Annotated in this window: 26 protein-coding genes; 12 read left to right on the forward strand and 14 right to left on the reverse strand. The window is 71.2% G+C overall.

What is annotated here, in order from left to right:
* Positions 1-34 precede the first annotated feature (34 nt).
* On the reverse strand, positions 35-1309 hold the full coding sequence (locus BA062_RS18980) for a M20 family metallopeptidase (RefSeq protein WP_110339056.1): 1275 nt from the start codon (positions 1307-1309) through the stop codon (positions 35-37).
* A gap of 72 nt (positions 1310-1381) precedes the next feature.
* Here BA062_RS18980 and BA062_RS18985 point away from each other — a divergent pair, with 72 nt between their 5' ends.
* From BA062_RS18985 to BA062_RS19000, 4 genes are all read left to right on the forward strand, one after another.
* Positions 1382-2872, forward strand: coding sequence for a DUF7782 domain-containing protein (locus BA062_RS18985; protein ID WP_110338559.1), 1491 nt, complete (start codon positions 1382-1384; stop codon positions 2870-2872).
* Complete coding sequence (gene dtd, locus BA062_RS18990; protein ID WP_110338561.1) at positions 2869-3294, forward strand: D-aminoacyl-tRNA deacylase; 426 nt, start codon at positions 2869-2871, stop codon at positions 3292-3294. Before BA062_RS18985 ends, dtd begins: the two co-directional genes overlap by 4 nt.
* A 246-nt stretch (positions 3295-3540) precedes the next feature.
* Entirely contained in the window at positions 3541-4569 is a 1029-nt protein-coding gene (locus BA062_RS18995; RefSeq protein WP_110338563.1) for a sigma-70 family RNA polymerase sigma factor, read from the forward strand.
* 339 nt (positions 4570-4908) lie between these two features.
* A complete protein-coding gene (locus BA062_RS19000) occupies positions 4909-6573 on the forward strand; it encodes a fumarate hydratase (RefSeq protein WP_110338565.1) in 1665 nt (554 codons plus the stop codon).
* Between the two features lie 73 nt (positions 6574-6646).
* Here BA062_RS19000 and BA062_RS19005 read toward each other — a convergent pair whose 3' ends face one another.
* Positions 6647-7120: an SRPBCC family protein gene (locus BA062_RS19005; protein ID WP_110338567.1), complete on the reverse strand. Its 474-nt coding sequence runs from the start codon at positions 7118-7120 to the stop codon at positions 6647-6649.
* A 20-nt stretch (positions 7121-7140) separates the two neighbouring features.
* Positions 7141-7614 (reverse strand): hypothetical protein, encoded by a 474-nt coding sequence (locus BA062_RS19010; protein ID WP_245959900.1) that lies wholly within the window; start codon positions 7612-7614, stop codon positions 7141-7143.
* Between the two features lie 77 nt (positions 7615-7691).
* Here BA062_RS19010 and BA062_RS19015 point away from each other — a divergent pair, with 77 nt between their 5' ends.
* On the forward strand, positions 7692-8939 hold the full coding sequence (locus BA062_RS19015) for an APC family permease (RefSeq protein ID WP_110338571.1): 1248 nt from the start codon (positions 7692-7694) through the stop codon (positions 8937-8939).
* On the opposite strand, the gene BA062_RS19020 is transcribed toward BA062_RS19015, so the two are convergent.
* Both BA062_RS19020 and BA062_RS19025 read right to left on the reverse strand, forming a co-directional pair.
* Positions 8926-10038: an NAD(P)H-dependent flavin oxidoreductase gene (locus BA062_RS19020; RefSeq protein WP_110338573.1), complete on the reverse strand. Its 1113-nt coding sequence runs from the start codon at positions 10036-10038 to the stop codon at positions 8926-8928. The genes BA062_RS19015 and BA062_RS19020 overlap by 14 nt on opposite strands.
* 13 nt (positions 10039-10051) lie before the next feature.
* On the reverse strand, positions 10052-11671 hold the full coding sequence (locus tag BA062_RS19025; RefSeq protein ID WP_110339058.1) for an acyl-CoA synthetase: 1620 nt from the start codon (positions 11669-11671) through the stop codon (positions 10052-10054).
* Between the two features lie 59 nt (positions 11672-11730).
* On the opposite strand from BA062_RS19025, the gene BA062_RS19030 reads away from it, so the two are divergent.
* A complete protein-coding gene (locus tag BA062_RS19030; protein ID WP_110338575.1) occupies positions 11731-12519 on the forward strand; it encodes a crotonase/enoyl-CoA hydratase family protein in 789 nt (262 codons plus the stop codon).
* A gap of 79 nt (positions 12520-12598) precedes the next feature.
* On the opposite strand, the gene BA062_RS19035 is transcribed toward BA062_RS19030, so the two are convergent.
* Positions 12599-14173: an acyl-CoA synthetase gene (locus BA062_RS19035; protein ID WP_110338577.1), complete on the reverse strand. Its 1575-nt coding sequence runs from the start codon at positions 14171-14173 to the stop codon at positions 12599-12601.
* 102 nt (positions 14174-14275) lie between these two features.
* On the opposite strand from BA062_RS19035, the gene BA062_RS19040 reads away from it, so the two are divergent.
* Genes BA062_RS19040 through BA062_RS19050 form a run of 3 tightly spaced genes read left to right on the forward strand, consistent with a single transcriptional unit; the run spans position 14276 to position 17516 of the window.
* A complete protein-coding gene (locus BA062_RS19040) occupies positions 14276-15280 on the forward strand; it encodes a Zn-ribbon domain-containing OB-fold protein (RefSeq protein ID WP_110338579.1) in 1005 nt (334 codons plus the stop codon).
* Positions 15281-15290: 10 nt separating this feature from the next.
* Positions 15291-16346 (forward strand): thiolase domain-containing protein, encoded by a 1056-nt coding sequence (locus BA062_RS19045; protein WP_110338581.1) that lies wholly within the window; start codon positions 15291-15293, stop codon positions 16344-16346.
* A 3-nt stretch (positions 16347-16349) separates the two neighbouring features.
* On the forward strand, positions 16350-17516 hold the full coding sequence (locus BA062_RS19050) for a thiolase domain-containing protein (RefSeq protein ID WP_110338583.1): 1167 nt from the start codon (positions 16350-16352) through the stop codon (positions 17514-17516).
* Between the two features lie 31 nt (positions 17517-17547).
* Here the strand turns inward: BA062_RS19050 and BA062_RS19055 are convergent, their stop codons facing one another.
* Positions 17548-18747, reverse strand: coding sequence for a GDSL-type esterase/lipase family protein (locus BA062_RS19055; protein ID WP_110339060.1), 1200 nt, complete (start codon positions 18745-18747; stop codon positions 17548-17550).
* Positions 18748-18790: 43 nt separating this feature from the next.
* Complete coding sequence (locus BA062_RS19060) at positions 18791-20017, reverse strand: cytochrome P450 (protein WP_110338585.1); 1227 nt, start codon at positions 20015-20017, stop codon at positions 18791-18793.
* A gap of 242 nt (positions 20018-20259) precedes the next feature.
* Between BA062_RS19060 and BA062_RS19065 the strand changes: the two genes are divergently transcribed.
* On the forward strand, positions 20260-21423 hold the full coding sequence (locus tag BA062_RS19065) for a steroid 3-ketoacyl-CoA thiolase (protein WP_110338587.1): 1164 nt from the start codon (positions 20260-20262) through the stop codon (positions 21421-21423).
* A gap of 3 nt (positions 21424-21426) precedes the next feature.
* On the opposite strand, the gene BA062_RS19070 is transcribed toward BA062_RS19065, so the two are convergent.
* From BA062_RS19070 to BA062_RS19080, 3 genes are all read right to left on the reverse strand, one after another.
* Complete coding sequence (locus BA062_RS19070) at positions 21427-21723, reverse strand: hypothetical protein (protein WP_110338589.1); 297 nt, start codon at positions 21721-21723, stop codon at positions 21427-21429.
* 91 nt (positions 21724-21814) lie between these two features.
* Positions 21815-22237 (reverse strand): hypothetical protein, encoded by a 423-nt coding sequence (locus tag BA062_RS19075; protein WP_110338591.1) that lies wholly within the window; start codon positions 22235-22237, stop codon positions 21815-21817.
* Positions 22238-22362: 125 nt separating this feature from the next.
* Entirely contained in the window at positions 22363-23106 is a 744-nt protein-coding gene (locus BA062_RS19080) for an SDR family oxidoreductase (protein WP_110338593.1), read from the reverse strand.
* A 79-nt stretch (positions 23107-23185) separates the two neighbouring features.
* Between BA062_RS19080 and BA062_RS19085 the strand changes: the two genes are divergently transcribed.
* Both BA062_RS19085 and BA062_RS19090 read left to right on the forward strand, forming a co-directional pair.
* Positions 23186-23437, forward strand: coding sequence for a ribbon-helix-helix domain-containing protein (locus BA062_RS19085; protein ID WP_110338595.1), 252 nt, complete (start codon positions 23186-23188; stop codon positions 23435-23437).
* The gene (locus tag BA062_RS19090; RefSeq protein WP_110338597.1) at positions 23434-23859 is read left to right on the forward strand and encodes a type II toxin-antitoxin system VapC family toxin; all 426 of its coding nucleotides are present in this window, start codon (positions 23434-23436) and stop codon (positions 23857-23859) included. Before BA062_RS19085 ends, BA062_RS19090 begins: the two co-directional genes overlap by 4 nt.
* A gap of 40 nt (positions 23860-23899) precedes the next feature.
* Here BA062_RS19090 and hsaB read toward each other — a convergent pair whose 3' ends face one another.
* From hsaB to hsaD, 3 genes are read right to left on the reverse strand one after another with little or no spacing between them, the layout of a single operon-like run.
* On the reverse strand, positions 23900-24433 hold the full coding sequence (gene hsaB, locus BA062_RS19095; protein ID WP_110338599.1) for a 3-hydroxy-9,10-secoandrosta-1,3,5(10)-triene-9,17-dione monooxygenase reductase subunit: 534 nt from the start codon (positions 24431-24433) through the stop codon (positions 23900-23902).
* Positions 24430-25329, reverse strand: a complete 900-nt coding sequence (gene hsaC, locus BA062_RS19100) for an iron-dependent extradiol dioxygenase HsaC (RefSeq protein ID WP_110338601.1) — start codon at positions 25327-25329, stop codon at positions 24430-24432. The genes hsaB and hsaC overlap by 4 nt, the downstream gene beginning before the upstream one ends.
* Positions 25329-26171, reverse strand: coding sequence for a 4,5:9,10-diseco-3-hydroxy-5,9,17-trioxoandrosta-1(10),2-diene-4-oate hydrolase (gene hsaD / locus BA062_RS19105; protein WP_168214018.1), 843 nt, complete (start codon positions 26169-26171; stop codon positions 25329-25331). Before hsaD ends, hsaC begins: the two co-directional genes overlap by 1 nt.
* Between the last annotated feature and the right edge of the window lie 6 nt (positions 26172-26177).

The following is a 26177-nucleotide window of genomic DNA, read 5'->3' on the forward strand; positions in this document are numbered from 1 at the left end:
CACCTCCACCCGTCCATGCTCCCACCGCGCCCGTTCAGGCGATACCCGGGGAGACCAGCCAGGTGAGCGCGGCCGCGACGAGCGTCTCGACACCCGTGCGCAGCGTGGGGTGGAGCACGGGAGCGAACCGGGACGAATGGTTCGAGGGGACGTCGGTCTCGAACCGGCCCGCGCTCATCGCGTCGAGCACCATCCGCTCGTCGAGGCCGCCGACCAGCCAGAACACCGACGGCACACCCGCGGCGGTGCCCAGCTCGCCGAAGTCCTCGCTGCCAGTGACCAGCGGGGCGTCCCACACGCGGCCCTCCGGGAAGTGCTCCCGGAAGGCGGCGGTCAGACGTGCGTTGGCGTTCTCGTCGTTGGCCGTGACCGGGAACGACGCCAGCTCGGTGAGCTCGGGCTCCTTCGGCGCGCCCGCGGCCTGCGCCTCACCGCGCACGATGCGCTCGATCGCGGCGAGCACGCGGGAGCGGACCTGGGTGTCGAACGTACGGATGTTGAGCTCGAGCGTCGCCTCGTCGGGGATCACGTTGTGCGCGGTGCCGGCGTGGACGGACCCGATGGTGAGCACCGCCGACTCGGTCGCGGCCAGCTCGCGGGACACCACCGTCTGCAACCGCAGCACCACCGACGCCGCGAGCACCACCGGGTCGACCGTGGTCTCCGGCCGGGAGCCGTGCCCGCCGCGCCCGTGCAGCGTGACGCGCAGTGCGTCGGTGGCCGCCATGAGCACACCCGGCCTAGTCAGCACCCAGCCCGCGGGGCCGGGCGTGACGTGCTGGCCGAGCACGACGTCCGGCGTGCCGCCCCGTTCGAACAGCCCGTCGGCGACCATCGCCCGCGCGCCGCCCCCGGACTCCTCCCCCGGCTGGAACACCGCGAGCAGCGTGCCCGACCACGCGGAACGAGCCTCCGCGAGCAGGGCCGCGGCGCCGGAGAGCCACGTGGCGTGCATGTCGTGCCCGCACGCGTGCATCACGGGCACCTCCTTGCCGTCCTCGGTCGCGGCGCGCTCGGTGCTGGCGTACTCCAGCCCGGTCCGTTCCTCGACCGGCAGCGCGTCGATGTCGGCGCGCAGCAGCACCGTCGGGCCGTCGCCGTTGCGCAGGACGCCGAGCACCCCGGTGCCGGCGAGCCCGGTGTGCACCTCGTAGCCCGCGCTCTTCAGCCGGGCCGCGAGCTTCGCCGCGGTCCGGGTCTCGCGGAAGGACAGCTCGGGATGGCGGTGCAGGTCGACGTACAGGCGTTCGAGATCGGGCAGCCGCGCGCCGAGCCCGGACAGCACGCGCTCCACAGGTCGGGTCCCCATCCGTCCATCTGACCACGGCGGGCCCCGCCTCGCCGGGTGCCGCGGGGCGGCGGCGTGGGACGATGACACACCGTGAGCGATGATCTTCCCGAGCTGACCGCGGACCTCTGCGCCCGCCTGCGTGACGCCTTCCTCGCGGCCCGGTACGACGCCGACGGCGTGGTGGAGGCGCTCGGCGGCCAGGCGCACGCCGCGCTCGGGCGCGGCGAGCCGGTCCCGGCGCTGCGGGCGAGCCGCGACGCGGGCGCACTGGGCACGTTCATCAGGCTTTTCCTGCTCGGCGAGGCGGTGCCGGAGCGCGAGGTCGCCGCCGCGCTCGGGTCGCTGCCCCTTGGGGACGCGGTCGCGGCGGGGCTGCTGCGCGCGGACGGCGAGCGGCTGCGCGCGGGGCTCGACGTCCGCCCGCACGGCGACGAGGAGGGCTCGTGGTGGGTCGTGGCCGACCTCGACTCCGACCAGCTCGGCGGCCCCGTGCCGGAAGACCACGTGCTCGGGGTCGGGCACGCGTCGCTGAGCCTCATCAGGGCCACCAGCCGCCGTCCCGTCGGCACGCTGCTCGACCTCGGCACCGGCAACGGCGTGCAGGCACTGCACGGGAGCAGGCACGCCCAGCGCGTCACGGCGACGGACGTCTCGGCGAGGGCGCTGCGGTTGGCACAGGGCACGTTCCGGCTGAACGAGCTGGACGTCGAGCTGGTCCAGGGCGAGTGGTTCGCGCCGGTCGCACGCAGGCGCTTCGACCAGATCGTGTGCAACCCGCCGTTCGTGGTGGGCCCGCCGCGCGTCGACTACGTGTACCGCGACTCGGGGCTCGCCGGTGACGACGCGAGCGCGCTGGTGGTGCGGCAGCTGCCCGCGTTCCTGACCGAGGGCGGGGTGGGCCATCTGCTCGCGTCGTGGCTGCATGTGGAGGGCGAGGACTGGGCCGACCGGGTGAGCCGGTGGCTGCCGAAAGGCACCGACGCGTGGTTCGTGCAGCGCGACATCGCGGAGCCCGCGCTGTACGTCGGCACGTGGCTGCGTGACGCGGGCATCGACGCGCGCTCGGCGGAGGGGCGGGCCAAGGCGGAGGCGTGGCTCGACTGGTTCGCGGCGAACGACGTGGCCGGGGTCGGCTTCGGGTTCGTGACGCTGCGGCGCACGGAGGGCACGCCCACGATCGTGTGCGAGGACCTGCGGCAGGCCTACGACGACCCGCTCGGGGGCGAGGCCGCCGCATGGCTGGACCGGGTGGAGTGGTTGCGGGGCCACGGGTCCCAGTTGGCGGACACGGTGTTCCGCGTGCCGGACACGGTGGTGCTGGAACGCATCGAGGAGCCGTCCGACGAGGGCTGGCGGACCGTGATCTCCCGGCTGCACCGCACCGACGGGCCCGGCTGGCAGCACGAGCTGGACGAGCTGGCCACGGCCCTCCTCGCCGGGTGCCGCGGCGTGCTGCCACTCGCCGATCTGCTGGGGTTGCTGGCGGTCGCCCACGACGAGGACGAGGCGGAGCTGGAGCGGGCCGCGCTGCCGATCGTGGCCGAGCTGGTGCGGCACGGGATGCTCGAGGTGGTGGCATGAGGGCGGTCGCGGCGCGCGTGACGGAGGCCAGCGTGACCGTCGACGGCGAGGTCGTCGGCGCGATCGACGAGCCCGGCCTGTTGGTACTGCTGGGAATTCACAAAGACGACACACCGGAGCAGGCCGGCACGATGGCGCGAAAGCTGCACGAGCTACGCATTCTCCGTGACGAGGAATCATGCGCGACCGCGCATGCGCCGCTGCTCGTGGTCAGCCAGTTCACCTTGTACGGCGACACACGGAAAGGCCGCCGTCCATCGTGGACCGCCGCCGCCCGCCCTGAGGCGGCGGAGAAGCTCGTGAACACGGTCGTGGAACGGCTCCGGGAGCGCGGCGCGACGGTGAGCACCGGGCGGTTCGGGGCGATGATGGCCGTGCACAGCGTCAACGACGGCCCGTTCACCGTCCTTGTCGAGGTTTAGACCAGGTCCCGGAAACCTCCCTGACCACAGCTCTCTCATCGTTCTCAGGAAAACCTCAGCTTTGCTCAAGGTGAGGCGCCCAACACAGCCCGGGGTCCGGGAACGATTTGACGCGCACCGGCGTTGATCCGGGTGTCCAGCCAGCAAGCTGGGCTCGCGCCGGTGGGTTCCACAGGCTCTCCGGTGCGACGCGCAACGCAGGCGTGCGTCCGCATCACACGTCAGCCCGTTGACCGGGGAGGCAGAATGTCCGTCCAGACTCTCGAACGTGAGGCCCGCGGGATCCGCGAGCGGGACATCCCGATGGCCGCTCGCGCGGACGACGTGGCCACCGTTCCCACCGAGGAGCCCGACCTCGACGCACAGGGCCCCGCCGCGGACCTCGTCCGTGTGTACCTGAACGGCATCGGCAAGACCGCGCTGCTCACCGCGGCGCAGGAGGTCGACCTCGCCAAGCGGATCGAGGCCGGGGTGTTCGCCCAGCACATGCTCGACACCACCGAGCTCTCCGCCGAGCGCCGCGCCGAGCTGTCCGCGCTGGTCCGCGACGGCCAGCTGGCGAAGAACCACCTGCTGCAGGCCAACCTGCGGCTCGTGGTGTCGCTCGCGAAGCGCTACACCGGCCGGGGGATGCCGCTGCTCGACCTGATCCAGGAGGGGAACCTGGGCCTGATCAGGGCGGTGGAGAAGTTCGACTACTCCAAGGGGTTCAAGTTCTCGACCTACGCCACGTGGTGGATCCGGCAGGCCATCACGCGCGGCATGGCCGACCAGGGCCGCACCATCCGCCTCCCCGTGCACCTGGTCGAGCAGGTCAACAAGCTCGCGAGGATCAAGCGCGACCTGCACCAGCAGCTCGGCCGTGAGGCCACCAACGAGGAGCTGGCCGCCGAGTCGGGCATCGCCGCGGAGAAGGTGTCGAGCCTGCTCGACCACGCTCGCGACCCGGTGAGCCTCGACATGCCGGTGGGCACCGAGGAGGACGCCCCGCTGGGCGACTTCATCGAGGACTCCGAGGCCACCGACGCCGAGAGCGCCGTGATCTCGGGCCTGCTGCAGGACGACCTGCGCCGTGTGCTCGCGACGCTCGACGACCGCGAGCAGCACGTCATCCGCCTCCGGTACGGCCTCGACGACGGCCAGCCGCGCACACTCGACCAGATCGGCAAGCACTTCGGGCTTTCCCGCGAGCGCGTCCGCCAGATCGAGCGCGAGGTGATGGCCAAGCTGCGGCAGGGTGAGCGGGCCGACCGCCTGCGGGCCTACGCCAGCTGACCAGCACGGTTACGCCGGGGCACCCGGGAACACCCGGAAGGCCGCGTTGACTTATGACGTGGATCACGAGACGGTCGTGGGCGCGGCGGGGCAACGTCCCCGCCGCCCACACGTCTCCCAGGGCGTCAGGACTTCGCGGCAGGTGCTCCGGTGCCGGTCGCTTTCCCCGGAAGGTCGGGTCCGTCGGGGTGGGCCCGGCCTTCCGCATTTCCAGGGTGTTTCCCTGCTCCACGCAGGTGATCTGCGTCGCGGACGGGCACGGGTCCCGTTCTCCCGGTGACGGCGCGCGGTACGGTCGAAGCCTTTCCTGACCTGACCACGTGCGACGGAGCCCGAGCTGTGACCTCTTCCACCACCCAGTTTCAGCACACCGAAGTCCTGCCGCTGGGCAAGGACACGCACACCGAGTACCGCCTGGTGACCACGGAGGGTGTGCGCGTCGTCGAGGCGGGCGAGCGCCGCTTCCTGCAGATCGAGCCCGAGGCCCTGACCACGCTGGCCCGCACCGCGATCACCGACATCCAGCACCTGCTGCGCTCGTCGCACCTGACCCAGCTGCGCGCGATCGTCGATGACCCCGAGGCCAGCGGCAACGACCGGTTCGTGGCGATGGACCTGCTGCGCAACGCCGCCATCTCGGCGGGCGGTGTGCTGCCGATGTGCCAGGACACGGGCACGGCCATCGTGATCGGCAAGCGCAGCGAGGGCGTGCTCACGGGCGGCACCGACGAGGAGGCTCTCTCGAAGGGCGTGTTCGAGGCGTACCAGACGCTCAACCTGCGGTACTCGCAGATGGCCCCGGTGAACTTCTGGGAGGAGCGCAACACCGGCACGAACCTGCCCGCTCAGGTGGAGCTGTACCACAAGGATGGCGGAGGGGACCCGGCTTACGAGTTCCTGTTCATGGCCAAGGGCGGCGGCAGCGCCAACAAGACGTTCCTCTACCAGGAGACCAAGGCCGTCCTGAACCCGAAGCGGCTCGCGAAGTTCCTCGACGAGAAGCTGCGCAGCCTCGGCACGGCCGCGTGCCCGCCGTACCACCTGGCGATCGTCGTGGGCGGCATGTCGGCGGAGTTCAACCTCAAGGTCGCCAAGCTCGCCTCCGCGCGCTACCTCGACGACCTGCCCACCGAGGGCTCCGAGCTGGGCCACGGCTTCCGCGACCAGGACCTCGAGCAGCAGGTGCTGGAGATGACCAGGCAGTTCGGCATCGGCGCGCAGTTCGGCGGCAAGTACTTCTGCCACGACGTGCGCGTGATCCGCCTGCCCCGCCACGGCGCGTCGTGCCCGGTCGGCATCGCCGTGTCGTGCTCCGCGGACCGCCAGGCCAAGGCGAAGATCACCGCCGACGGCGTGTTCATCGAACAGCTGGAGCGCGACCCCGCCCGGTTCCTGCCGGAGGTCACCGAGGACGACCTGTCCGAGGAGGTCGTGTCCGTCGACCTGAACCGGCCGATGGCTGAGATCCGCGAGCAGCTGTCGCAGCTGCCGGTCAAGACCCGCCTGAGCCTCACCGGCCCGCTCGTGGTGGCGCGCGACATCGCGCACGCCAAGATCGCCGAGCGACTCGAGGCCGGCGAGGACATGCCGCAGTACCTGCGTGACCACCCGGTGTACTACGCGGGCCCGGCCAAGACCCCGGACGGCTACGCGTCGGGCTCGTTCGGGCCGACGACGGCGGGCCGCATGGACTCCTACGTCGACCAGTTCCAGGCCGCGGGCGGCTCGCTGGTGATGCTGGCCAAGGGCAACCGGTCCAACAAGGTCACGCAGTCGTGCAAGCAGCACGGCGGCTTCTACCTCGGCTCGATCGGCGGCCCCGCGGCCCGGCTGGCCCAGGACTGCATCAAGAAGGTCGAGGTGCTGGAGTACCCCGAGCTCGGCATGGAGGCCGTCTGGAAGATCGAGGTCGAGGAGTTCCCCGCCTTCATCGTCATCGACGACAAGGGCAACGACTTCTTCGCCGAGACCTCCGAGCCGGTGCTGCAGATCTCGTTCCGCTGACCGCAGTGAAGGCCACCTTCACTGCGTTGAACGCAGTGAAGGTGGCCTTCACTGCAGCCTGGCCCTAGGAACCCTAGGAACCCTGGGAGGTCTGGGAGCTCTGGGAGCCGTTCTCGCCGAACATGCCCGCCAGGCGGTCCAGCGTCTTGCGGATGCCGGCCTTGTTCTTGGCGGGGAACCGGGCGAGCTCGATCAGGAACGGGATGCGCGCCGTCGACCAGTCGAACGTCTCCGTCACCGAGGTCCTGCCCTCGCCGGCGGGTTCGAGCTCCCAGCGCCAGCGGTGCCCGTTGAAGTGCCGCCACGCGATGAGGCGGTTCTTCTCGTACTCGACCACGGTGTTCCTGATTTTGTACGGGGCGCCCATCTTCATGTCCATGCCGAACTTCGACCCGAGCTCCAGCCGGTCCGGGTTGCCCGCGTGAGCGGCCTGGACCGTCCCGGAGCCGTCGAGCAGCGGGTGCTTGGCCGGGTCGGTGAGCAGGTCGAAGATCTGCTCGGGTGAGGCGGCGACCGTGGTGGTGACGGAGACCTGACGGCGTGTCATGGCGCCACCCTAAACGGTGTTCACTCCGTGCGCTGGGTGTACTTCAGCACCAGCAGGCGGTCACCGAGCGGCTCGTCGAGGCGGACGGTGATGGGCGGGTAGCGCATGTCCATCGTGCACATCGTGTTCTTGTCCGCGGGCTTCGTCTCCACCATCGTCACGGTGACGCGGTCGCCGCGCTGCTCGCCGACCTCGGCGCTCGCCTGGCTGCAGCCGCCCTCCTGACCGGTGATCGTGAGGGTGCCGCCCTCCCCCGCCGACACCTCGACGGGATAGCCCCTGGGCAGCGCGCCGCTGTCGATCTGCGCGGCCGGGACCGATCCGCCCTGGTCCTGAGCGGGTGGTTCGGCCGGTTTGCGGCCGGGCACCTTGGTGAGCTCCTGGGAGGCCGGAGGAGACTCCGCGGGTGCCTGCGGTGTCGCCTGCTGCTGGCCACACGCCGTGGCGAGCACCAGCACCGCGGCGGCGCCGATCATCGTCTCTTTCCACCTCACGACGAATCTCCCCTTTCCGCTCATCGGTCATCTCCTGGTCGGGAAGACGTAACCGGTGACGCGTTAGGTTGCACGGCATGACCGCTGAACCGGGCAGGCTGGCCCGCAGGCTCGGCACGGGCGACGCCGTCGCGGTGGGCCTGTCCTCGATGATCGGCGCGGGCGTGTTCGCCGCGTTCGCCCCCGCGGCGGGCGCGGCGGGCAGCGGGTTGCTGCTCGGGCTCGCCGTCGCCGCAGTGGTGGCGTACTGCAACGCGTCGTCCTCCGCGCGGCTGGCCGCCCGTTACCCGGCCTCGGGCGGCACCTACGTCTACGGCCGCGAGCGGCTCGGCCCGTTCTGGGGGCACCTGGCAGGCTGGGGCTTCGTGGTCGGCAAGACCGCGAGCTGCGCGGCGATGGCGCTGACCGTGGCCGTCTACGTCGCGCCGGGGGCGGAGCAGCCGTGGCGCAGCGCCGTCGCGGTCGCCGCCGTCGCGGCGGTGACGGCGCTGAACTACCGGGGCGTGCAGCGTTCGACGGGGGCGGCGACGGTGCTGGTGACGCTGAGCCTGCTGGTGCTGGCGGCCGCCGTCGCCGCGATGCTGCTGACCGGCGACCCGAGTGGTGAGCGCCTCACGCCGTTCCCCGGCACGGACGCACCCGGGGTGCTCGAGTCGGCGGGGCTGCTGTTCTTCGCGTTCGCGGGCTACGCGCGGATCGCCACGCTCGGCGAGGAGGTACGCGATCCCCAGCGCACGATCCCGAGGGCCGTGCCGCTCGCGCTCGGAATCGTGCTGGTGGTGTACGCGGCGGTGGCGTCGGCGCTGCTGCTCGTGCTCGGCCCCTCAGCGCTGGCCGCCGCGACCGACCCGGTGGCGCGGGCGGCGGCCGGGACGTCGTGGCCGTGGCTGGCCCCGGTGGTGCGGGCCGGTGCCGCACTGGCCGCGCTCGGCGCGCTGCTGGCCCTGGTGCTGGGCGTGTCGAGGACGGTGCTCGCGATGGCCCGCGACGGGCACCTGCCCCGCACGCTCGCCGCCGTGCACCCGCGCTTCTCGGTGCCGCACCACGCGGAACTGGCCGTGGGCGTGGTGGTGGCCGTGCTCGTGTCGGTCGCCGACCTGCGCGACGCGATCGGCTTCTCCTCGTTCGCGGTCCTCGCCTACTACGCGATCGCCAACGCGAGCGCGTGGACGCTCGGCCGCGGCCGGCTCGTGCCGGCCGTCGGCCTGCTCGGGTGTGTGGTGCTGGCGGTCAGCCTTCCGTTGTCGTCGGTGCTGGCCGGTGCGCTCGTGCTCGCGACCGGCGCCGTGGCCTACCTGCTGCGCCAGGCGCTCAGGCCGACCTGATGCCGTCGAGCCGGGTGACCGCGGCGTCGAAGTCGCCGGTCAGCTCGGCGATCACGTCGGCGACCGCCCTGATCTCGGAGAGCCTGCCGACGATCTGTCCCACCGGCATCGACACCACGGACGGGTCGGCGGCAGCGTGGATCCGATCGTGCGCGGGCGCGACGAGCAGGTTCTGCAATGGCATCGGCAGCGGTTCGGGGGCGTCCGGCGCCGACCACGCGTCGGTCCAGCGGGTCTTGAGCAGCCGGGCCGGCTTGCCGGTGTAGATGCGGGTGCGCACGGTGTCCGACGACGTCGCGCCCACCAGCGCCCGTTGCATGGCCTCCGACTCCGGCATCGTCTCCAGGTACTCCTTGGTGGCCAGCCACAGCGAGCCGGTCCACACGCCCGCCGCGCCGAGCGCCAGCGCGGCGGCGGCCTGCCTGCCGGTGCCGATGCCACCCGCGGCGAGCACGGGCGCCCGGTCCCCGACGGCGTCGACGATCTCGGGCAGCAGCACCATCGAGGCGATCTCGCCGGTGTGCCCGCCAGCCTCGTAGCCCTGCGCGACCACGAGGTCCACGCCCTTGTCGACGTGCCGCACCGCGTGCTCGGCCTTACCGGCGAGCGCGGCGACGGGCACACCGTGCTCGTGGGCCTGCGCGATCACGTCCTCGGGCGGCGAGCCGAGCGCGTTGGCGATCAGCGCGATCGGGTGTTCGAGCGCCACCTCCACATGTGAGCGCGCCACCGAGTGCAGCCAGCCGAGCACGCCGGCGCGCTCGTCGGTGCCCTCGGGCAGCTCCGGCACACCGAGCTGCGCGAGCGTGCGCTCGACGAACGCCTTGTGCTCGTCCGGGATCAGCTTCGTGAGGTCGACCGAGCTGCCCTCCGTCGGGATCCTGGAGGGCATCACCACGTCGACGCCATAGGGCTTGCCGCCGGTGTTGGCGTCCATCCAGTGGAGCACCTTGTCGAGCTCGGCGGCGTCGTTGAACCGGACGCAGCCGAGCACACCGAGCCCGCCTGCCCTGCTGATCGCCGCGGCGACGTGTTCCGACGGCGTGAACCCGACAATCGGCAGATCGATCCCGAGCGTGTCGCACAGCGCGGTGCGCATTCCTGGCTTCCTCCTACGCTTTCAAGAGGTCGACGGCCGGCTCGTGCTCGGCCGCGTATCGCTGGGCCCACGGGTAGTCCGGCTTGCCGCTGGGCAGCCTGCCGATCTCGTCGGTGACCCAGATGCTGCGGGGCACCTTGTACCCGGCGATCTCGGCGCGGACGTGGGCCTCGACCGCCGCGAGGTCGGGGGTGGCGCCCGGCCTCGGCTGGATGACGGCGCCGACGCGCTGGCCGAGCCGGGAGTCGGGCACGGCGATCACGAGCGCATCGAAGACGTCCGGATGCGACTTGAGCGCGCCCTCGACCTCCTCGGGGAACACCTTCTCGCCGCCGGTGTTGACGCATTGCGAGCCCCGGCCGAGGAGCGTGACGGTGCCGTCCTCCTCGTAGCGGGCGTAGTCGCCGGGCACGACGTAGCGCACGCCGTCAGCCTCGACGAAGATCGTCTCGCTCTTCGCGGGGTCCTTGTAGTAGCCGAGCGGGACGTGGCCGCGCCTGCCGATGCGGCCGATCGCGCCGGGCTCGGGCTTCACCACGACGCCGTCGTCGTCGAGCAGGATCGCGTCCTTGCCGAAGTTGACCCTGGGCCCGGCGGAGTGGTCGGCGTCCTTGGCCATCATGCCGATGCCGGTGAACCCGCTCTCCGACGAGCCGATCGCGTCGGTGAGCACCACGGTCGGGAAGGTGTTCAGGTAGTCCTGCTTGACGGACTGGGAGAACAGGGCCGCGTGGCTGGAGACGGCGACGAGCGAGGAGGCGTCGTAGCCGCCCTCACGGTAGGCCTCGATGAGCGGGCGCGCCATGGCGTCGCCGACGATGGTGAGCACCTGGACCCGGTGTTCTTCGACGGCCCGCCAGATCGCGTGCGCGTCGAACTGCGGCACGAACACCACGGTCCCGCCCGCGAACATCGCGCCGAACGCCGCCCACTGCGCCGCGCCGTGGATCAGCGGCGCCGCGGGCAGGCGCACGAGCGCACCCTGTTTGCCCTGCTCCGCCATCGTCCACTCGTCGGGAACGTACTCGCCGGTGACGAAGTCGATGCCGCCGCCGAGAGCGCGCCAGACGTCCTCGTGCCGCCACATCACGCCCTTCGGGTACCCGGTGGTGCCGCCGGTGTAGAGGATGTAGAGGTCGTCGGGGCTGCGCTCGCCGAAGTCGCGCTCCGGCGATCCCTGGGCCAGTGCGTCCTCGTAGGCGATGCCGCCGTGGGCGGTGAAGTCGGCGTCGCTGCCATCCTCGACGACTAAAACGTGTTTCAGTTCGGGCGCGTCGGGGAGCACGGCGGCGACCCTGTCGGAGTACTGCCGCTCGTGCACGAGAGCGACCAGGTCGGCATTGGTGAACAGGTAGGCGAGCTCGCCGTGCACGTATCGGTAGTTGACGTTGATCGCGATGGCGCGGAGCTTGTACGCCGCGAACATCGTTTCGATCATCTCGATGGAGTTGCGGGAGTAGACGCCGATGTGGTCACCCTTGCCGATCCCGTTGGCGGCGAGGTGATGGGCGAGCCGGTTGGCCCGCTCGTCCAGTTGCGCGTAGGTCAGGCACCTGCCGTCGCAGACGACCGCGGTGCGATCCGGCACGGCGTCGACGGCGTGCTCGAGCAGATCCGCGATGTTGAGAGCCACGTCGAACAAACTAGAACATGTTATTGTTTTGGGCAATGCTCCTACGAGGAGAGGCAGCGATGACCGACGCGCACGCTCTGGTGGAACAACGCGGGCACACGCTCGTGGTGACGATGAACCGGCCCGAGGCACGCAACGCCCTCACCGGCGAGATGCTGGCGATCATGGTCGAGGCGTGGGACCGGGTGGACGACGATCCGGAGATCCGCGCGTGCGTGCTGACCGGCGCGGGCGGGGCGTTCTCCGCCGGGGCGGACCTGAAGTCGATGAGCCGCGACAGCCCGTCGACGGCGTTCGAGAAGGGCACATTCGACCCGAGCCACATCGACGGTCTGCTCAAGGGCCGCAGGCTCACCAAGCCGCTGATCGCCGCGGTCGAGGGCCCCGCGATCGCGGGCGGCACCGAGATCCTGCAGGGCACCGACATCCGGATCGCCGGGGAGAGCGCGAAGTTCGGCGTGTCGGAGGCGCGCTGGGGGCTGTTCCCGCTCGGCGGCTCGGCGGTACGGCTACCCCGGCAGATCCCGTACACGCTCGCGGCGGAGATCCTGCTGACCGGCAAGCACCTCACGGCGGCGGAGGCGAAGGAGATCGGCCTCATCGGGCACGTCGTCCCCGACGGCACGGCACTGGAGAGGGCACTGGAGATCGCGGACACGATCGCCGCGAACGGACCGCTCGCGGTGCGGGCGATCCTGCGGACCATGCGCGACACCGAGGGCATGCACGAGGAGGAGGCGTTCAAGCTCGACGCCCAGTACGGCGTCGCCGTCTTCGCGAGCGAGGACGCCAGGGAGGGCCCGCGCGCCTTCGCCGAGAAGCGCACGCCGAACTTCCAGGACCGATGACGACACTGCTGCCCCCAAGGCCACCTTCGGTGCGTTGAGCGCACCAAAGGTGGCCTTGGGGGCAGGTCAGGGCGGGGCGTCAGATGGAGCGTTCGCGGCCCTGCCAGTAGGGGTCACGGAGCTTGCGCTTGTAGAGCTTGCCGTTGGGATCCCTCGGCAGCGCCTCGGTGTAGTCGATGCTGCGCGGCAGCTTGAACCTGGCGAGCCGGCCGCGCGCGTACTCCAGCAGCTCCTCGGTGAGCCGATCGGAGGGTTCCACGCCCTCCGCGGGCTGGACCACCGCCTTGATCTCCTCACCCCAGTCCTCGTGCGGCACGCCGAACACCGCCACGTCGGCGACCTTCGGGTGCAACACGAGCTCGTTCTCGATCTCGGCGGGATAGATGTTCACCCCACCCGAGATGATCATGTCGTTCTTGCGGTCGTGCAGGTACAGGTAGCCGTCCTCGTCGAGGTAACCGACATCGCCGAGCGTGAACAGGTTGCCCACACGGGCCTTCTCGGTCTTCGCCCTGTCCCTGTGGTACTCGAACGACGAGTCGCCCATGCGCATGTAGACGGTCCCGGCCTCGCCGGGCGGCAGCTCGGCGCCGTCGTCGTCGAGCACCTTGATCGTCGATCCCGGCCACGGCCTGCCGACCGAGCCGGGTTTGCGCAGCCACTCCTCGCCGCTGATCGCGGTGCCGCCGCCCTCGGTGGCCGCGTAGTACTCGGTGACCACGGGCCCCCACCAGTCCAGCATCCGCCGCTTCACCTCGTGCGGGCACGGCGCCGCGCCGTGGATCATATTCCGCAGCGACGACAGGTCGTAGCGCTCGCGCACGTCCTCCGGCAGCGCCAGCAGCCTGCGGAACTGGGTGGGCACCATGTGGCTGTGGGTCACGCGGTGCCGCTCGATGAGCGCGAGCATCCGCTCCGGGTCCCAGCGGTCCATCAGCACGGCGGGATGCCCGAGCTGGATGGAGATCGCGACGAAGTTGAGCACCGCCGTGTGGTAGAGCGGCGAGCCGCACAGGTGCACGTGCCCGTCGAACGGCTTGAGCCCGAAGATGCCGAAGAACCACGTCGACGCGGCGGGCACGGTGTCCGGGTCGGCACCGGTGAGCGGGCGGCGCACGCCCTTGGACCGGCCGGTGGTGCCCGACGTGTAGAGCATCGGCGAGCCCGCGGTCCTGCGCTCGGGCCGCCCCTCGCCGCCGGCCGCGGCGAGCTCGGCGACGTCACGGAAACCCGGTACGGCACCGACGGCGAACCGCCCGTCGGCCGCGAGTCCCGCCTCGTCGGCGGCCGCGACGGCGACGTCGGTGAACCGTTCGTGCGCGAGGAACGCCTTGGCCCCCGAGTCGCCGATGATGTAGGCGACCTCGGGCCCCACGAGGTGCCAGTTGACCATCACGACGTAGAGGCCGGACTGGATCGCCGCGAAGTAGGCGGCGAGCAGCTCGGAGCCGTTCGGCTGGAGCACCACGATCGCGTCGCCGGTCTCCAGCCCCAGCGCCTGCAGGCCCCTGGCGTAGGCGTTCGCCTTGCCGGCGAGCTCGCCGTAGGTGACCTCGGTGCCGTCGGGATCCACCACCGCGACGAGGTCGGGCCGCTCGGCGGCGAGGTTCCACAGGCCGATGGTGTCCGTTGCCGGAGCAGTGGTTGTGGGCATACCCCAGAATCTAGAACGCGTTCCACTAATGAGCAAGAACGAGCAGCTTAACGCGCGATCCAATGCTTGCCGCGATCACGAGAACGTGTTTCACTTCTGTGCGTGACTGCCGCCGAGACCGAGACACCCGAGACACCACTGTCGGCTCCGCTCGACGTGGGCTTCGACTACACCCGTTCGGTCGGCCCCGTCCTCGGGCGCTTCGTCAACGCGCTGCGCGAGCGGCGCGTGATGGGCGTGCGGGGCGACGACGGCCGCGTGCACGTACCGCCCGTCGAGTACGACCCGGACACCGCCCGCGCGCTCACCGACTTCACGGACGTCGCCGACGAGGGCACCGTGGTGTCCTGGTCGTGGGTCGCCGAGCCGCTGGAAGGACAACCGCTCCAGCGGCCCTTCGCGTGGGCGCTGATCCGCCTCGACGGCGCCGACACGTGCCTGCTGCACGCCGTCGACGCCGGGTCACCCTCCAAGATCAGCACCGGCATGCGCGTGAAGGCCCGCTGGGCCGACGCGACCGTGGGGCACATCCGCGACATCGTGTGCTTCACCGGCGTCGACGCGCCGCCGGACGACCCGGCACCCGCCCCTCCCGCGCCACCCGTGGCCGAACAGGCCGAGGGCGAGCCCGTGCGCACGGTCATCACGCCGATCCACCTGCACTACCTGCATTCCGCGTCCCCCGAGGAGAGCCGCTACCTGCGCGGGCTCGCCGAGGGCAGGCTGCTCGGCCAGCGCTGTCCCGCGTGCGGCAAGGTCTACGTGCCGCCACGCGGCGCGTGCCCCACCGACGGCGTGCCGACCACCGACGAGGTGGAGCTGCCCGACACCGGGATCGTCACCACGTTCTGCATCGTCAACGTGCCCTTCCTCGGCCAGCGCATCAAGCCGCCCTACGTCGCGGCCTACATCCTGCTCGACGGCGCGGACATCGCGTTCCTGCACCTCGTGCTGGGCTGCGAGGCGTCCGAGGTGCGCATGGGCATGCGGGTGCGGGCGGCGTGGAAGCCGCGCGAGGAGTGGTCGACGACGCTCGAGAACATCGCGCACTTCGAGCCGACCGGCGAGCCCGACGCACCGTACGAGTCCTTCGCCCACCACTTGTGAGGAGTACGCCATGACAGACGTGGCGGTGGTCGGGTTCGCGCAGTCACCGAGCGTGCGGCGGACCCAGGGCACCACCAACGGCGTCGAGATGCTCGTGCCGATCTTCAAGGAGGTCTTCGAGCAAACCGGACTGTCCAAACGCGACATCGGGTTCTGGTGCTCCGGTTCGTCGGACTACCTCGCGGGCAGGGCCTTCTCCTTCATCGCCGCGATCGACGCGATCGGCGCCTTCCCGCCGATCCACGAGTCGCACGTCGAGATGGACGCCGCGTGGGCGCTCTACGAGGCGTGGCTGAAGATCCGCATGGGCGAGGTCGACACCGCGCTCGTGTATGGCTTCGGCAAGTCCTCGGCGGGACAGCTGCGCCGGGTGCTCGCCCTGCAGCTCGACCCGTACGTGGTCGCACCACTGTGGCCGGACTCGATCTCGCTGGCGGGCCTGCAGGCCCGGCTCGGGATGGAGGCGGGGCTGTGGAGCGAGAAGGACCTCGCCGAGGTCGCCGCCCGCAGCAGGCGGGACGCGGCGGGCAACCCGTTCGCCCAGGTCTCCGGTGACACCGAGGTCGCCGAGCTGCTCGACACTCCGTTCGTCGCGGATCCGTTGCGGGCCCACGACATCGCGCCCGTCACCGACGGCGCCGCGGTGATCGTGCTGGCCTCCGCAGAGCGGGCCCGTGACCTCGCTGAGCGGCCCGCCGTCATCACCGGCATCGACCACCGCGTCGACTCCCCCGGGCTCGGCGTACGCGACCTCACCCGCTCCCCCTCGACCGCGTCGGCCGGCCGCGCGGCGGGGGCGGGCACGGACGTCGAGATCGCGGAGCTGCACGCGCCGTTCACACACCAGGAGCTGATCGTGCGCGACGCGCTGGGCCTGGGCGAGCAGGTGCGGATCAACCCCTCCGGCGGGGCACTCACGGGCAATCCCATGTTCTCGGCCGGCCTCGTGCGCATCGGCGAGGCGGCCAGGCAGATCCTCGCCGGCAACGCGCGCCGGACCCTCGCGCACGCGACGAGCGGGCCCGCGCTGCAGCAGAACCTCGTGGCAGTACTGGAAAGGGGCTAGGGCGTGGGCAAGCAACTCGCCGCCGTGCTCGGCACGGGACAGACCCACCACCGCGCGAAGCGCACCGACGTGTCCATGCCGGGGTTGCTGCGCGAGGCCGTGGACAGGGCGATGGCGGACGCGCGGGTCGACTGGCCGGACATCGACGCCGTCGTGGTGGGCAAGGCGCCGGACATGTTCGAGGGCGTGATGATGCCCGAGCTGTTCCTCGCCGACGCGCTCGGCGCGAACGGCAAACCGCTGCTGCGGGTGCACACCGCCGGGTCGGTGGGCGGTTCGACGGCACTGGTAGCGGCGAGCCTCGTGCAGGCGGGCGTGCACCGGCGGGTGCTGACCGTGGCGTACGAGAAGCAGTCCGAGTCCAACGCGATGTGGGCGCTGTCGATCGTGCCGCCGTTCCAGATGCCGGTGGGGGCCGGTGCGGGCGGGTACTTCGCGCCGCACGTGCGTTCCTACATCCGCCGCTCTGGCGCGCCCGAGCACGTCGGCGCGATCGTCGCGGCCAAGGACCGGCGCAACGGCGCGCTGAACCCCTTCGCGCACCTGCGCCAGGCCGACATCACCGTCGAGTCGGTGCGGGCGTCGCAGATGCTGTGGGACCCCATCCGCTACGACGAGACGTGCCCCTCCTCCGACGGCGCGTGCGCGATGGTGCTCGGCGACGAGGCGGCGGGCGACGCCGTCGAGGGCGGTGCCGCGTGGATCCACGCGACTGCCATGCGCACCGAGCCCACGACGTTCGCCGGGCGGGACCAGGTGAACCCGCAGGCAGGCCGGGACGCGGCGGCGGCGCTGTGGCGGGAGGCGGGCATCACCGACCCACTGTCCCAAGTGGACGTGGCGGAGATCTACGTGCCGTTCTCGTGGTTCGAGCCGATGTGGCTGGAGAACCTCGGCTTCATGCCGGAGGGCGAGGGCTGGAAGCTGACCGAGGCCGGCGAGACGGCGATCGGCGGGCGGCTGCCGGTGAACCCGTCGGGCGGGGTGCTCTCGTCGAACCCGATCGGCGCGTCGGGCATGCTGCGCTTCTCCGAGGCGGCCAAGCAGGTGATGGGCCGCGCGGGGGACTACCAGGTCGACGATGCCCGCACCGCGCTCGGCCACGCCTACGGCGGCGGCTCGCAGTACTTCTCGATGTGGGTGGTCGGCTCCGCGAAGCCGGGGAACTGACAGCACACCCCAGCCGCAGTGAAGGTGGCCTTCACTGCGGTCGGATCGGGCACGGCGGTCCCGCGAACGGCCCGCCCTCGCCGAACACGAGCCCGGCGAAGCGCTCACCAATGCGACGGTGGGTGGCCGCGTCCGGATGCAGCCGGTCGGGCAGCGGCAGCTCCGCCTCGCCGTAGAGCCGGAGACCGTCGAGGTGGTACAGGTTCTCGTCGGAGGCCGCGCGCTCGGCGACGATGCGGGACAGCTCGTCCCTGATCACACGCAGTGTGAGCTTGCCGGACTCCCGTGGGTCGCCCGTGGCCCGGAAGCGGACCGTCCCCGTCGCGGCGTCGAACTCCGGGGCGCCGGGACCGGGCGTGTCCTCGTGGATCGGGCACAGCACCGGCGACACCACCAGCAGGGGCGTGGTGGGATGCCCGTCGCGGATGGTGTCGAGGAACCCGTGCACGGCCGGGCCGAAGGCCCGCAGCCGCATGAGGTCGGAGTTCACGACGTTGATGCCGAGCTTGAGGCTGAGCAGGTCGGCGGGCGTGTCCCGGATGGTGCGGGCGGTGAACGGATCGAGCAGCGCGCTGCCGCTCAGCCCAAGGTTGACCAGCTCGACCCCGCCGAGCGCGGCGGTGAGCGCGGGCCACGTCGTGGTCGGGCTCGCGGCGTTGGAGCCGTGGCTGATGGAGCTGCCGTGGTGCACCCACACCCGGCGCGTTCCCGGCGGCACGGGCTCGGCCTGCGCGTCGGCGCGCAACGCGACCAGCTCGGTGATCTCGTTGTGCGGCAACCAAATCTCGACGTCCTTGACCCGGTCCGGCAGCCCGGTGAAGCGCACGGTGCCGGACGGGCCGGGCCGCAGTTCCCGGTCGCCGCTCAGCATGTCCACCAGCAGGACGTTGCCGCCGGTGACACTCCCCCGGCCCGCGAGCTCACCGTCCACGAGCAGGTCGTAGACACCGTCGGGCCGGGGCGGCGCGCCGCGGTAGGCGATCGTGGTGCGAAGGGTCTCCAGCTCGATCATCGTGGCGCGGGTGCGCAACACCAGCCGCACGCCGGAGGGCTGCGACTCGGCCAGGAGAAGCTGCCCGTCGGCGCACTGGGCCCTGGCCCACGCGGGCAGGCGGTGCGGCCGGATCCCGTGCGGGGTGCGCTCCAGTTCGAGCGCGCCCCGCACGAGGTCCTCGGTGACGGGGATGGTGACCCGGCTCCCGGCCGGGCCGACGGCGTCGTGCGGGTCGATCACGCCGCCAGCGTGCCAGCGGGCACGCGTTCGCGCACCCGGTTTACTCGTAGGCGACCTGGTAGTGCTTGATACCGTTGAGCCAGCCGGAGCGCAGGCGGTCGGGTGGGGCCAGCTCGCGGATGTTCGGCATCACGTCGGCGATCGCGTTGAAGATGAGGTCGATCTCCAGGCGCGCGAGGTTGGCGCCGATGCAGTAGTGCGATCCGGTGCCGCCGAAGCCGACGTGCGGATTGTCCTCGCGCAGAATGTCGAACTTCTCGGGCTCGTCGAACACCTCGGGGTCGAAGTTGGCGGAGCTGTAGAACATGCCGACGCGGTCGCCCGCCCTGATGTGCTGCCCGCCGAGCTCGGTGTCGGCGGTCGCCGTGCGCTGGAACGCGACCACCGGCGTCGCCCAGCGCACGATCTCGTCGGGCGCGGTCTTGGGCCGCTGCTCCTTGTAGATCTCCCACTGGTCGGGGTGGTCGAGGAACGCCTTCATGCCGTGCGTGATCGCGTTGCGCGTGGTCTCGTTGCCCGCGACGGCAAGGAGGATCACGAAGAAGCCGAACTCGTCGGACGCGAGCGATTCACCGTCCACATCGGCCTGGACGAGCTTGGTGACGATGTCGTCCATCGGGCACTGGCGGCGCTGCTCGGCCATGTTGAACGCGTAGCCGACGAGCTCGGCCGAGGCGGCGATCGGCTCCACGTCGTACTCGGGGTCGTCGTAGCCGATCATCTGGTTGGACCAGTCGAAGATCTTGAGCCGGTCCTCCTGCGGGATGCCGATCAGTTCCGCGATGGCCTGCAGCGGCAGCTCACACGCGACGTCGGCGACGAAGTCACCTGAGCCCTTGGCCTTGGCGGTGTGCGCGATCTGCTGGGCGCGCTCGCGCAGCGCGTCCTCCAGCTTGCCGATCGCCCGCGGGGTGAACCCCTTGGACACGATGCGGCGTAGCTTGGTGTGCTGCGGCGCGTCCATGTTGAGCAGCACGAGCCGGTTGGCGTTGATGCCGTCCTCGTCCATGTTCTCGTCGAACCGGATGATGGCCGTCTTCTCCTGCGACGAGAACAGCTGGCTGTCCCTCGAGACGGCCTTGACGTCCTCGAGCCGGGTGACCACCCAGAAGCCCTCGTCCTTGAACCCGGCCTTGTTGTAGGGCTGGGCGTTCCACCACACCGGGGCCGTGCGCCGCAGCAGCGCGAACTCCTCCAGCGGCAGCCGGGTGGCGTACAGGTCGGGATCGGTGAAGTCGAATCCGGTGGGGAGCAGCGAGGGGCTCATACGCCGTACCTCCGACAGCAGCGTCGTGGAACACGTTCTAGAGCCTGATTGAAGCATACGGCGTTAACTACGGGAAGGGATTTAGTGAACGATGTTTACTGGATCGATGAGGATCTTGAAACTCCTGGTAGACAACGCGTTCGCAATCGGTCACCGAATGGCGGTTGACCTCGCTGAGCGTTGCCAAGCTTGAGAACGTGTTCTAGTTTTTGAGCTACTTCCCCCAAACCGAGGAGACCAGCGTGGGCGTACCCGTCATCGTCGAGGCCGTGCGCACCCCGATCGGCAGGCGCAACGGCTGGCTGTCCGGCCTGCACGCCGCCGAGCTGCTCGGCGCGGCCCAGACCGCGCTCGTCGAGCGCGCCGGACTCGACGCGCAGCTCGTCGAGCAGGTCATCGCCGGCACCGTGACGCAGGCCGGCGAGCAGGCGGGCAACATCGCGCGCACCGCCTGGCTGCACGCGGGCCTGCCCCGGGAGACCGGGGCGACGACCGTCGACGCGCAGTGTGGATCGGCGCAGCAGGCGGCCCACCTGGTGGCCGGGCTGATCGCCGCGGACGCGATCGAGATCGGCATCGCGTGCGGAGTCGAGGCGATGAGCCGGGTGCCGCTGGGTGCCAACCAGGGCGTCGACGCGGGATCCCGCAGACCGGCGTCGTGGTCGATCGACATGCCCAACCAGTACGAGGCCGCCGAGCGCATCGCGCGGCGCCGCGGGCTCAGCCGTGCCGACATCGACGCGTTCGGGCTCGGCTCTCAGCGCAAGGCGGCGACCGCCTGGGCCGAGGGCCGCTTCGACCGCGAGGTCGTGCCGGTCAAGGCGCCCATGCCGGCCGAGGACGGCGAGCCGACGGGCGAGACCCGGCTGGTCGGCCGGGACCAGGGGCTGCGGGAGACCAGCACCGGGGCGCTCGCGAAGCTCAAGCCCGTGCTCGACGGCGGCGTGCACACCGCGGGCACGTCGTCGCAGATCTCCGACGGCGCGTCGGCGGTGCTGATCATGGACGCGGACCGGGCCCGCGCGCTCGGCCTCCGCCCGAGGGCGCGCCTGCGCGCGCAGGCCCTGGTCGGCGCCGAGCCGTACTACCACCTCGACGGGCCCGTGCAGGCCACCACGCGGGTGCTGGAGCGGGCCCGCATGACGATCGGCGACCTCGACCTGTTCGAGGTGAACGAGGCGTTCGCCTCCGTCGTCCTGTCCTGGCATCGGGTGCACGAGCCCGACCCGGCCGCCGTGAACGTCAACGGCGGCGCGATCGCGCTCGGCCACCCGGTCGGCAGCACGGGCACCCGGCTGCTCACCACCGCGCTGCACGAGCTGGAACGGCGCGACGCGGCGACGGCGCTGGTGACCATGTGCGCGGGCGGGGCGCTGTCCACGGCCACCGTCCTCGAACGCCTGTGAGGGCTACAGCTTCTCGTCCCTGACGACGTCGAGGTTGTGGAAGACGGGCGGGCCGTCGCACAGGGCCGTCATCCGCTCCGCGAACCTGCTCGTCTCGGGCAGGTCGGAGTTCTTCATGGCTTCCTCGTAGGACGGGAACTCCACCAGCTCGACATAGGTGCCCGGGTGGTCGCGGTCGCTGCCCATCACCGCGTGGGTGGCGGTCCGCTTGCCCTCCGTCTCCCGCATCCAGCTCTCCATGAGCTCGTTCATCTCGTCGTACCGCGACGTGCTGAACTCGATGAGTTGCATGAAAGTCATGGCAGTGCCTCCAGTGCCGGCCCCCTGCGCACCGGATCATGCGCCCGGCCGGAGGAGGCCGTCAACGCAAGATTTTTCAGACCGGTGGCGCTCAGTCCTCCCGCGGTGGCGGGTACTGGGGCGCGTGGGGCGGAACGTCGCCCGGCGCGGCGGGCGGCCTGTGCCCGTTCACGCTGACCGGCGCCGTCTCCGCCGAGGAGAAGGACGGGCCGCCCTCGGCACGGTGGCGCGCCGCGGGCCCGTGCGGCGCCGGCTGCCGGCGAGCGGCGGGGTAGGCGGCCAGCGGGTCACCTCGGGTGGGCTTGGGCCTGCGCCGCACCAGCCCCGCGAGTCCCAGCAGGCCGGTCAGGCCGAGCAGGCCCCACAGGCCGGGGTTGCCGTCGCCGTCGCCGGAGTCGGCCGCGGGCTGCTGCTGGGCGGCCTGCGCGGGCACCTGCGGGGGCGCGGCCGCCCCCGTCAGGATCGGCAGGACGAGCGCCGCACCCAGCGCGGCCAGCCATCGCCGTGTCGTCACCGGACCATCACCCCCAGGGAGCCGTCGTTTCCGCACGAGACGGGGCTTCCCCCGCTGCCCGCGCCCGATCGCGACGTGACCCGGTCGGATGACCGAGACAACCCATTGGGGTTTGCCCGGCCGGATCAGCCCCTGCCGAGGAACGGCATCGCCGTGGCGGTGAGCGTGAGGAACTGCACGTTCGCCGACAGCGGCAGTGCCGCCATACCCAGCACGGCCTCCGCCACGTGCTCGACGTCGAACGTCGGCTCCGGCCGCACACTGCCGTCGGCCTGCCTGGCGCCGGTCGCGATGCCCGCGGTCAGCTCCGTCGCGGCGTTGCCGATGTCGATCTGTCCACACGCGACGTCGAATGCCCTGCCGTCCAGTGAGATCGACTTCGTCAGCCCGGTGATCGCGTGCTTGGTGGCGGTGTAGGCCACGGTCTCGGGCCGTGGCGAGTGCGCGGAGATCGAGCCGTTGTTGATGATCCGCCCGCCCCTCGGGTCCTGTTCCTTCATCAGCCGCACCGCGTGGTGCGCGCACAGGAACATGCCCGTGAGGTTCACGTCCACGGTCCGCCGCCACTCCTCCACCGCGAGTGTGTCGACCGAGCCCGGTGCGCCGAACGTGCCCGCGTTGTTGAACAGCACGTCCACCCGGCCCCAGTTGCGGCGTACCTCGCCGAACAACGCGGCGACCTGCGCGTCGTCGGTGACGTCCGTGGGCACGACGAGCGCCCGCTCCGAGCCGCCGGCGGTCTCGGTGAGCGGGTCCACCCGCCTGCCCGCGAGCGCGACCCGGTAACCGTCCGCGAGCATCGCCCTCGCCACGCTCCTGCCGATCCCGGAACCGGCACCCGTCACCACCGCCACGCGTTCGTGAGTCATGGGCCGTTGATACCTCATGCGGGCCTCACGGCCACCAGAGACATCGATGCATCACCATGTTTGATGCTATGATGCACCGGTGAGGACGACGATCACGCTGGACCCGGACGTCGAGGCGCTCGTGCGCAAGCTGATGGCCGAGCGCGGACTGTCGTTCAAGGAAGCCGTCAACAGCGCGTTGCGCTCCGCGCTGGGCACCCCCGCCCGCGAGCGGTTCCACACCCCCACGTTCGCGATGGGCGGCCCCACCGTGCCGCTCGACCACGCGCTGCGCGTGGCCGCCGACCTCGAGGACGCCGAACTGCAGCGCAAGCTCGCCACCGGCCGATGAAGATCGTCGACGCCAACGTCCTGCTCTACGCCGTCAACAGCGACGTGCCTCAGCACCGCGCCGCCCGCGAGTGGCTGGACGAGGCGCTCTCCGGCGAGGAGACCGTGGGCTTCTCGTGGATCGTGCTGCTGGCGTTCCTCCGCATCAGCACGCACCCGGGGATCTTCCCTCGCCCGCTGTCGCAGGAGACCGCGTTCGACACGGTCGAGGCGTGGCTGGGTCAGCCCGGAGCGGTGCTCGTTGAGCCGACGAGCCGGCATGCCGGAATGCTGCGCGGGCTGCTGGGCAAGGCCGGTACGGCGGGCAACCTCGTCAACGACGCCCATCTGGCGGCGATCGCGGCCCAGCACGGTGCCGAGGTGGTGTCCTTCGACGCGGACTTCACCCGCTTCGAGGGCGTGCGCGTGCACAAGCTCAGCTGAACAGCCCCCGCAGTGATGGCCGCCTTCACTGCGGCCGGGTCTAGAACCAGTCGTCGGGGCGGGGCCAGCCGAACAGCTCCCCCACGGCCCCGGTCTCGGCCACCGTGTAGCGGCCCCGGTAGAACAGCAGCGGCTGGGCGTCCGACACCTCACCGAGCGCGGTCACCCGGCCGATCACGACGTAGTGGTCACCGGCCTCGTGCACGGCGTCGAGATCGCAGTCGATCCACGTCAGCGCACCGGTCAGCAGCGGGGCGCCGCTCGGCGCGCGCGTCCAGTCCACCGAGGCGAACTTGTCGGCTCCCCGCGCGCCGAACGTCACGCTCACGTCGCGCTGCTCGCCGGAGAGGACGTTCACGGCGAAACGTCCCGCCCGCTCGATCACCGGCCACGTGCGCGAGGTCCGCGCCGGGCAGAACAGTACGAGCGGCGGATCCAGGGACAGCGCGGCGAAGGACTGGCAGGCGAAGCCGACCGGCTCGTCACCGTCGCACGCCGTCACCACGGCCACGCCCGTGCAGAAGTGCCCGAGCACCGACCGGAACCGCGCGGGACCGAGCGTCACCGAGGTCATCGCGCGCCGACGGAGAAGTCGTGCCCCCACAGGCTCACCGCGGTGCTCTCCCTCGCGATCCAGGACTCGTCGTCGACCTGCCTGCCCTCACAGCCGAACTCGACGTCGAACCCCCCTGGCGTCTTCATGTAGAACGACAGCATCAGGTCGTTGACGTGCCTGCCCAGCGTCGCCGACATCGGCACCTTGCGCCGCAGCGCGCGGTCGAGGCACAGGCCGACGTCGTCGGTGTTCTCCACCTCGACCATCAGGTGCACGATCCCGCTCGGCGTCGGCATGGGCAGGAACGCGAGGCTGTGGTGGCGCGGGTTGCAGCCGAAGAACCGCAGCCACGCCGGGTCGCCGTCGACGGGCCTGCCCACCAGCTGCGGGGGCAGCCGCATCGAGTCACGCAGCCGGAAGCCCAGTACGTCGCGGTAGAACCGCAGCGCGACCTCATCGTCGTGAGTGGACAGTACGACGTGGCCGAGTCCCTGCTCGCCGGTGACGAACGTGTGCCCGTAGGGGCTGACCACCCGCCGGTGCCGCAACGCGATGCCGTGGAAGACCTCCAGGGTGTTGCCGGAAGGGTCGTCGAAGGTGATCAGGTCGTACACACCGCGGTCGGCCTTCTGCTCGGCGGTGCCCTCCTTGACCGGAACACCGTGTGCGGCAAGGCTTTCGCGCACCTCGTCGAGCTCGGCGGCGTTCGCGGCCTCCCAGCCTGCCACAGCCAGCCGGTCGGTCTCCCCCGGCACGATCACCAGCCGGGCGGGGAAGTCGTCCATCCGCAGGTACAGCGCTTCGGGGTCGGTGCCCTTGCCCTCCACCATGCCGAGCACCTTGAGGCCGAACTCGCGCCACCCGGCCAGGTCCGTGGCCTCGATGCGCAGGTAACCGAGCGAGCGAATACCCATTACTCGTCCTTCAGGAAGTCGATGGCCAGCCTGTTGAACTCGTCGAACTTCTCCAGCTGCGCCCAGTGCCCGCACCGGCCGAACACGTGCAGCTGTGCCCTCGGGATGGTCTTCAGCGCCACGAGCGCCCCGTCGAGTGGGTTGACGCGGTCCTCGCGGCCCCACACGAGCAGCACGCGCTGGCGCAGCCGGTGGGCCTCCCGCCACAGCATGCCCTGCTCGTAGGTCTCGGGCCGGGCGAACGACGCGCCCATCGCCGCCATCGCGGCCAGCGACTCGGGTGTGCTCGCCGCCGCGAACCGTTCGTCCACCAGCTCGTCGGTGATCAGCGACTGGTCGTACACCATCACGCGCAGGAACGCCGCGAGGTTCTCCCTGGTGGGCTGCCCGCCGAACCTCGCGAGGTTCTTGACGCCCTCGGTGGGATCGGGTGCGAACACGTTGACGCTCAGCCCGCCGGGGCCCATGAGCACGAGCCTGCCCGCGCGAGCGGGGTGGTCGAGCGCGAGCCGTACCGCGGCTCCCCCGCCGAGCGAGTTGCCGACGAAGTGCGCGCGCTCGATGCCGAGCGCGTCCAGCAGGCCCACGACGGCGCCCGCGCTGTGCGTGAAGTACTGCGGGTGGTCGGTGGGTTTGCCGGAGCGGCCGAAGCCGGGCTGGTCGACGGCGATCGTGCGGAACGACTTGGCGAACACCCCGATGTTGCGGGAGAAGTTGCTCCACGCCGACGCCCCTGGCCCACCGCCGTGCAGCAGGATCACGGTCTCGGCGTGCCCGGCGCCCGCCTCGTGGTAGTGCAGCCGCAGTCCCGGCCGTGCCTCGACGTACGAACCCTCGGTCATGCTCAC

This window comes from Prauserella flavalba (assembly GCF_003202235.1).
Lineage (GTDB): Bacteria > Actinomycetota > Actinomycetes > Mycobacteriales > Pseudonocardiaceae > Prauserella_A > Prauserella_A flavalba.

Bases quoted from the DNA above. Each gene is read 5' to 3' on its own strand.
- hsaC (WP_110338601.1), bottom strand. From the start codon at position 25,329: ATGGGTATTCGCTCGCTCGGTTACCTGCGCATCGAGGCCACGGACCTG.
- BA062_RS19005 (WP_110338567.1), bottom strand. From the start codon at position 7,120: ATGACACGCCGTCAGGTCTCCGTCACCACCACGGTCGCCGCCTCACCC.
- hsaB (WP_110338599.1), bottom strand. From the start codon at position 24,433: ATGACCTCGGTGACGCTCGGTCCCGCGCGGTTCCGGTCGGTGCTCGGG.
- BA062_RS19070 (WP_110338589.1), bottom strand. From the start codon at position 21,723: ATGACTTTCATGCAACTCATCGAGTTCAGCACGTCGCGGTACGACGAG.
- BA062_RS19015 (WP_110338571.1), top strand. From the start codon at position 7,692: ATGACCGCTGAACCGGGCAGGCTGGCCCGCAGGCTCGGCACGGGCGAC.
- BA062_RS19045 (WP_110338581.1), top strand. From the start codon at position 15,291: ATGACAGACGTGGCGGTGGTCGGGTTCGCGCAGTCACCGAGCGTGCGG.
- BA062_RS18995 (WP_110338563.1), top strand. From the start codon at position 3,541: ATGTCCGTCCAGACTCTCGAACGTGAGGCCCGCGGGATCCGCGAGCGG.
- hsaD (WP_168214018.1), bottom strand. From the start codon at position 26,171: ATGACCGAGGGTTCGTACGTCGAGGCACGGCCGGGACTGCGGCTGCAC.
- dtd (WP_110338561.1), top strand. From the start codon at position 2,869: ATGAGGGCGGTCGCGGCGCGCGTGACGGAGGCCAGCGTGACCGTCGAC.
- BA062_RS19030 (WP_110338575.1), top strand. From the start codon at position 11,731: ATGACCGACGCGCACGCTCTGGTGGAACAACGCGGGCACACGCTCGTG.
- BA062_RS19020 (WP_110338573.1), bottom strand. From the start codon at position 10,038: ATGCGCACCGCGCTGTGCGACACGCTCGGGATCGATCTGCCGATTGTC.
- BA062_RS19080 (WP_110338593.1), bottom strand. From the start codon at position 23,106: ATGACTCACGAACGCGTGGCGGTGGTGACGGGTGCCGGTTCCGGGATC.
- BA062_RS19060 (WP_110338585.1), bottom strand. From the start codon at position 20,017: ATGAGCCCCTCGCTGCTCCCCACCGGATTCGACTTCACCGATCCCGAC.
- BA062_RS19035 (WP_110338577.1), bottom strand. From the start codon at position 14,173: ATGCCCACAACCACTGCTCCGGCAACGGACACCATCGGCCTGTGGAAC.
- BA062_RS19090 (WP_110338597.1), top strand. From the start codon at position 23,434: ATGAAGATCGTCGACGCCAACGTCCTGCTCTACGCCGTCAACAGCGAC.
- BA062_RS18980 (WP_110339056.1), bottom strand. From the start codon at position 1,309: ATGGGGACCCGACCTGTGGAGCGCGTGCTGTCCGGGCTCGGCGCGCGG.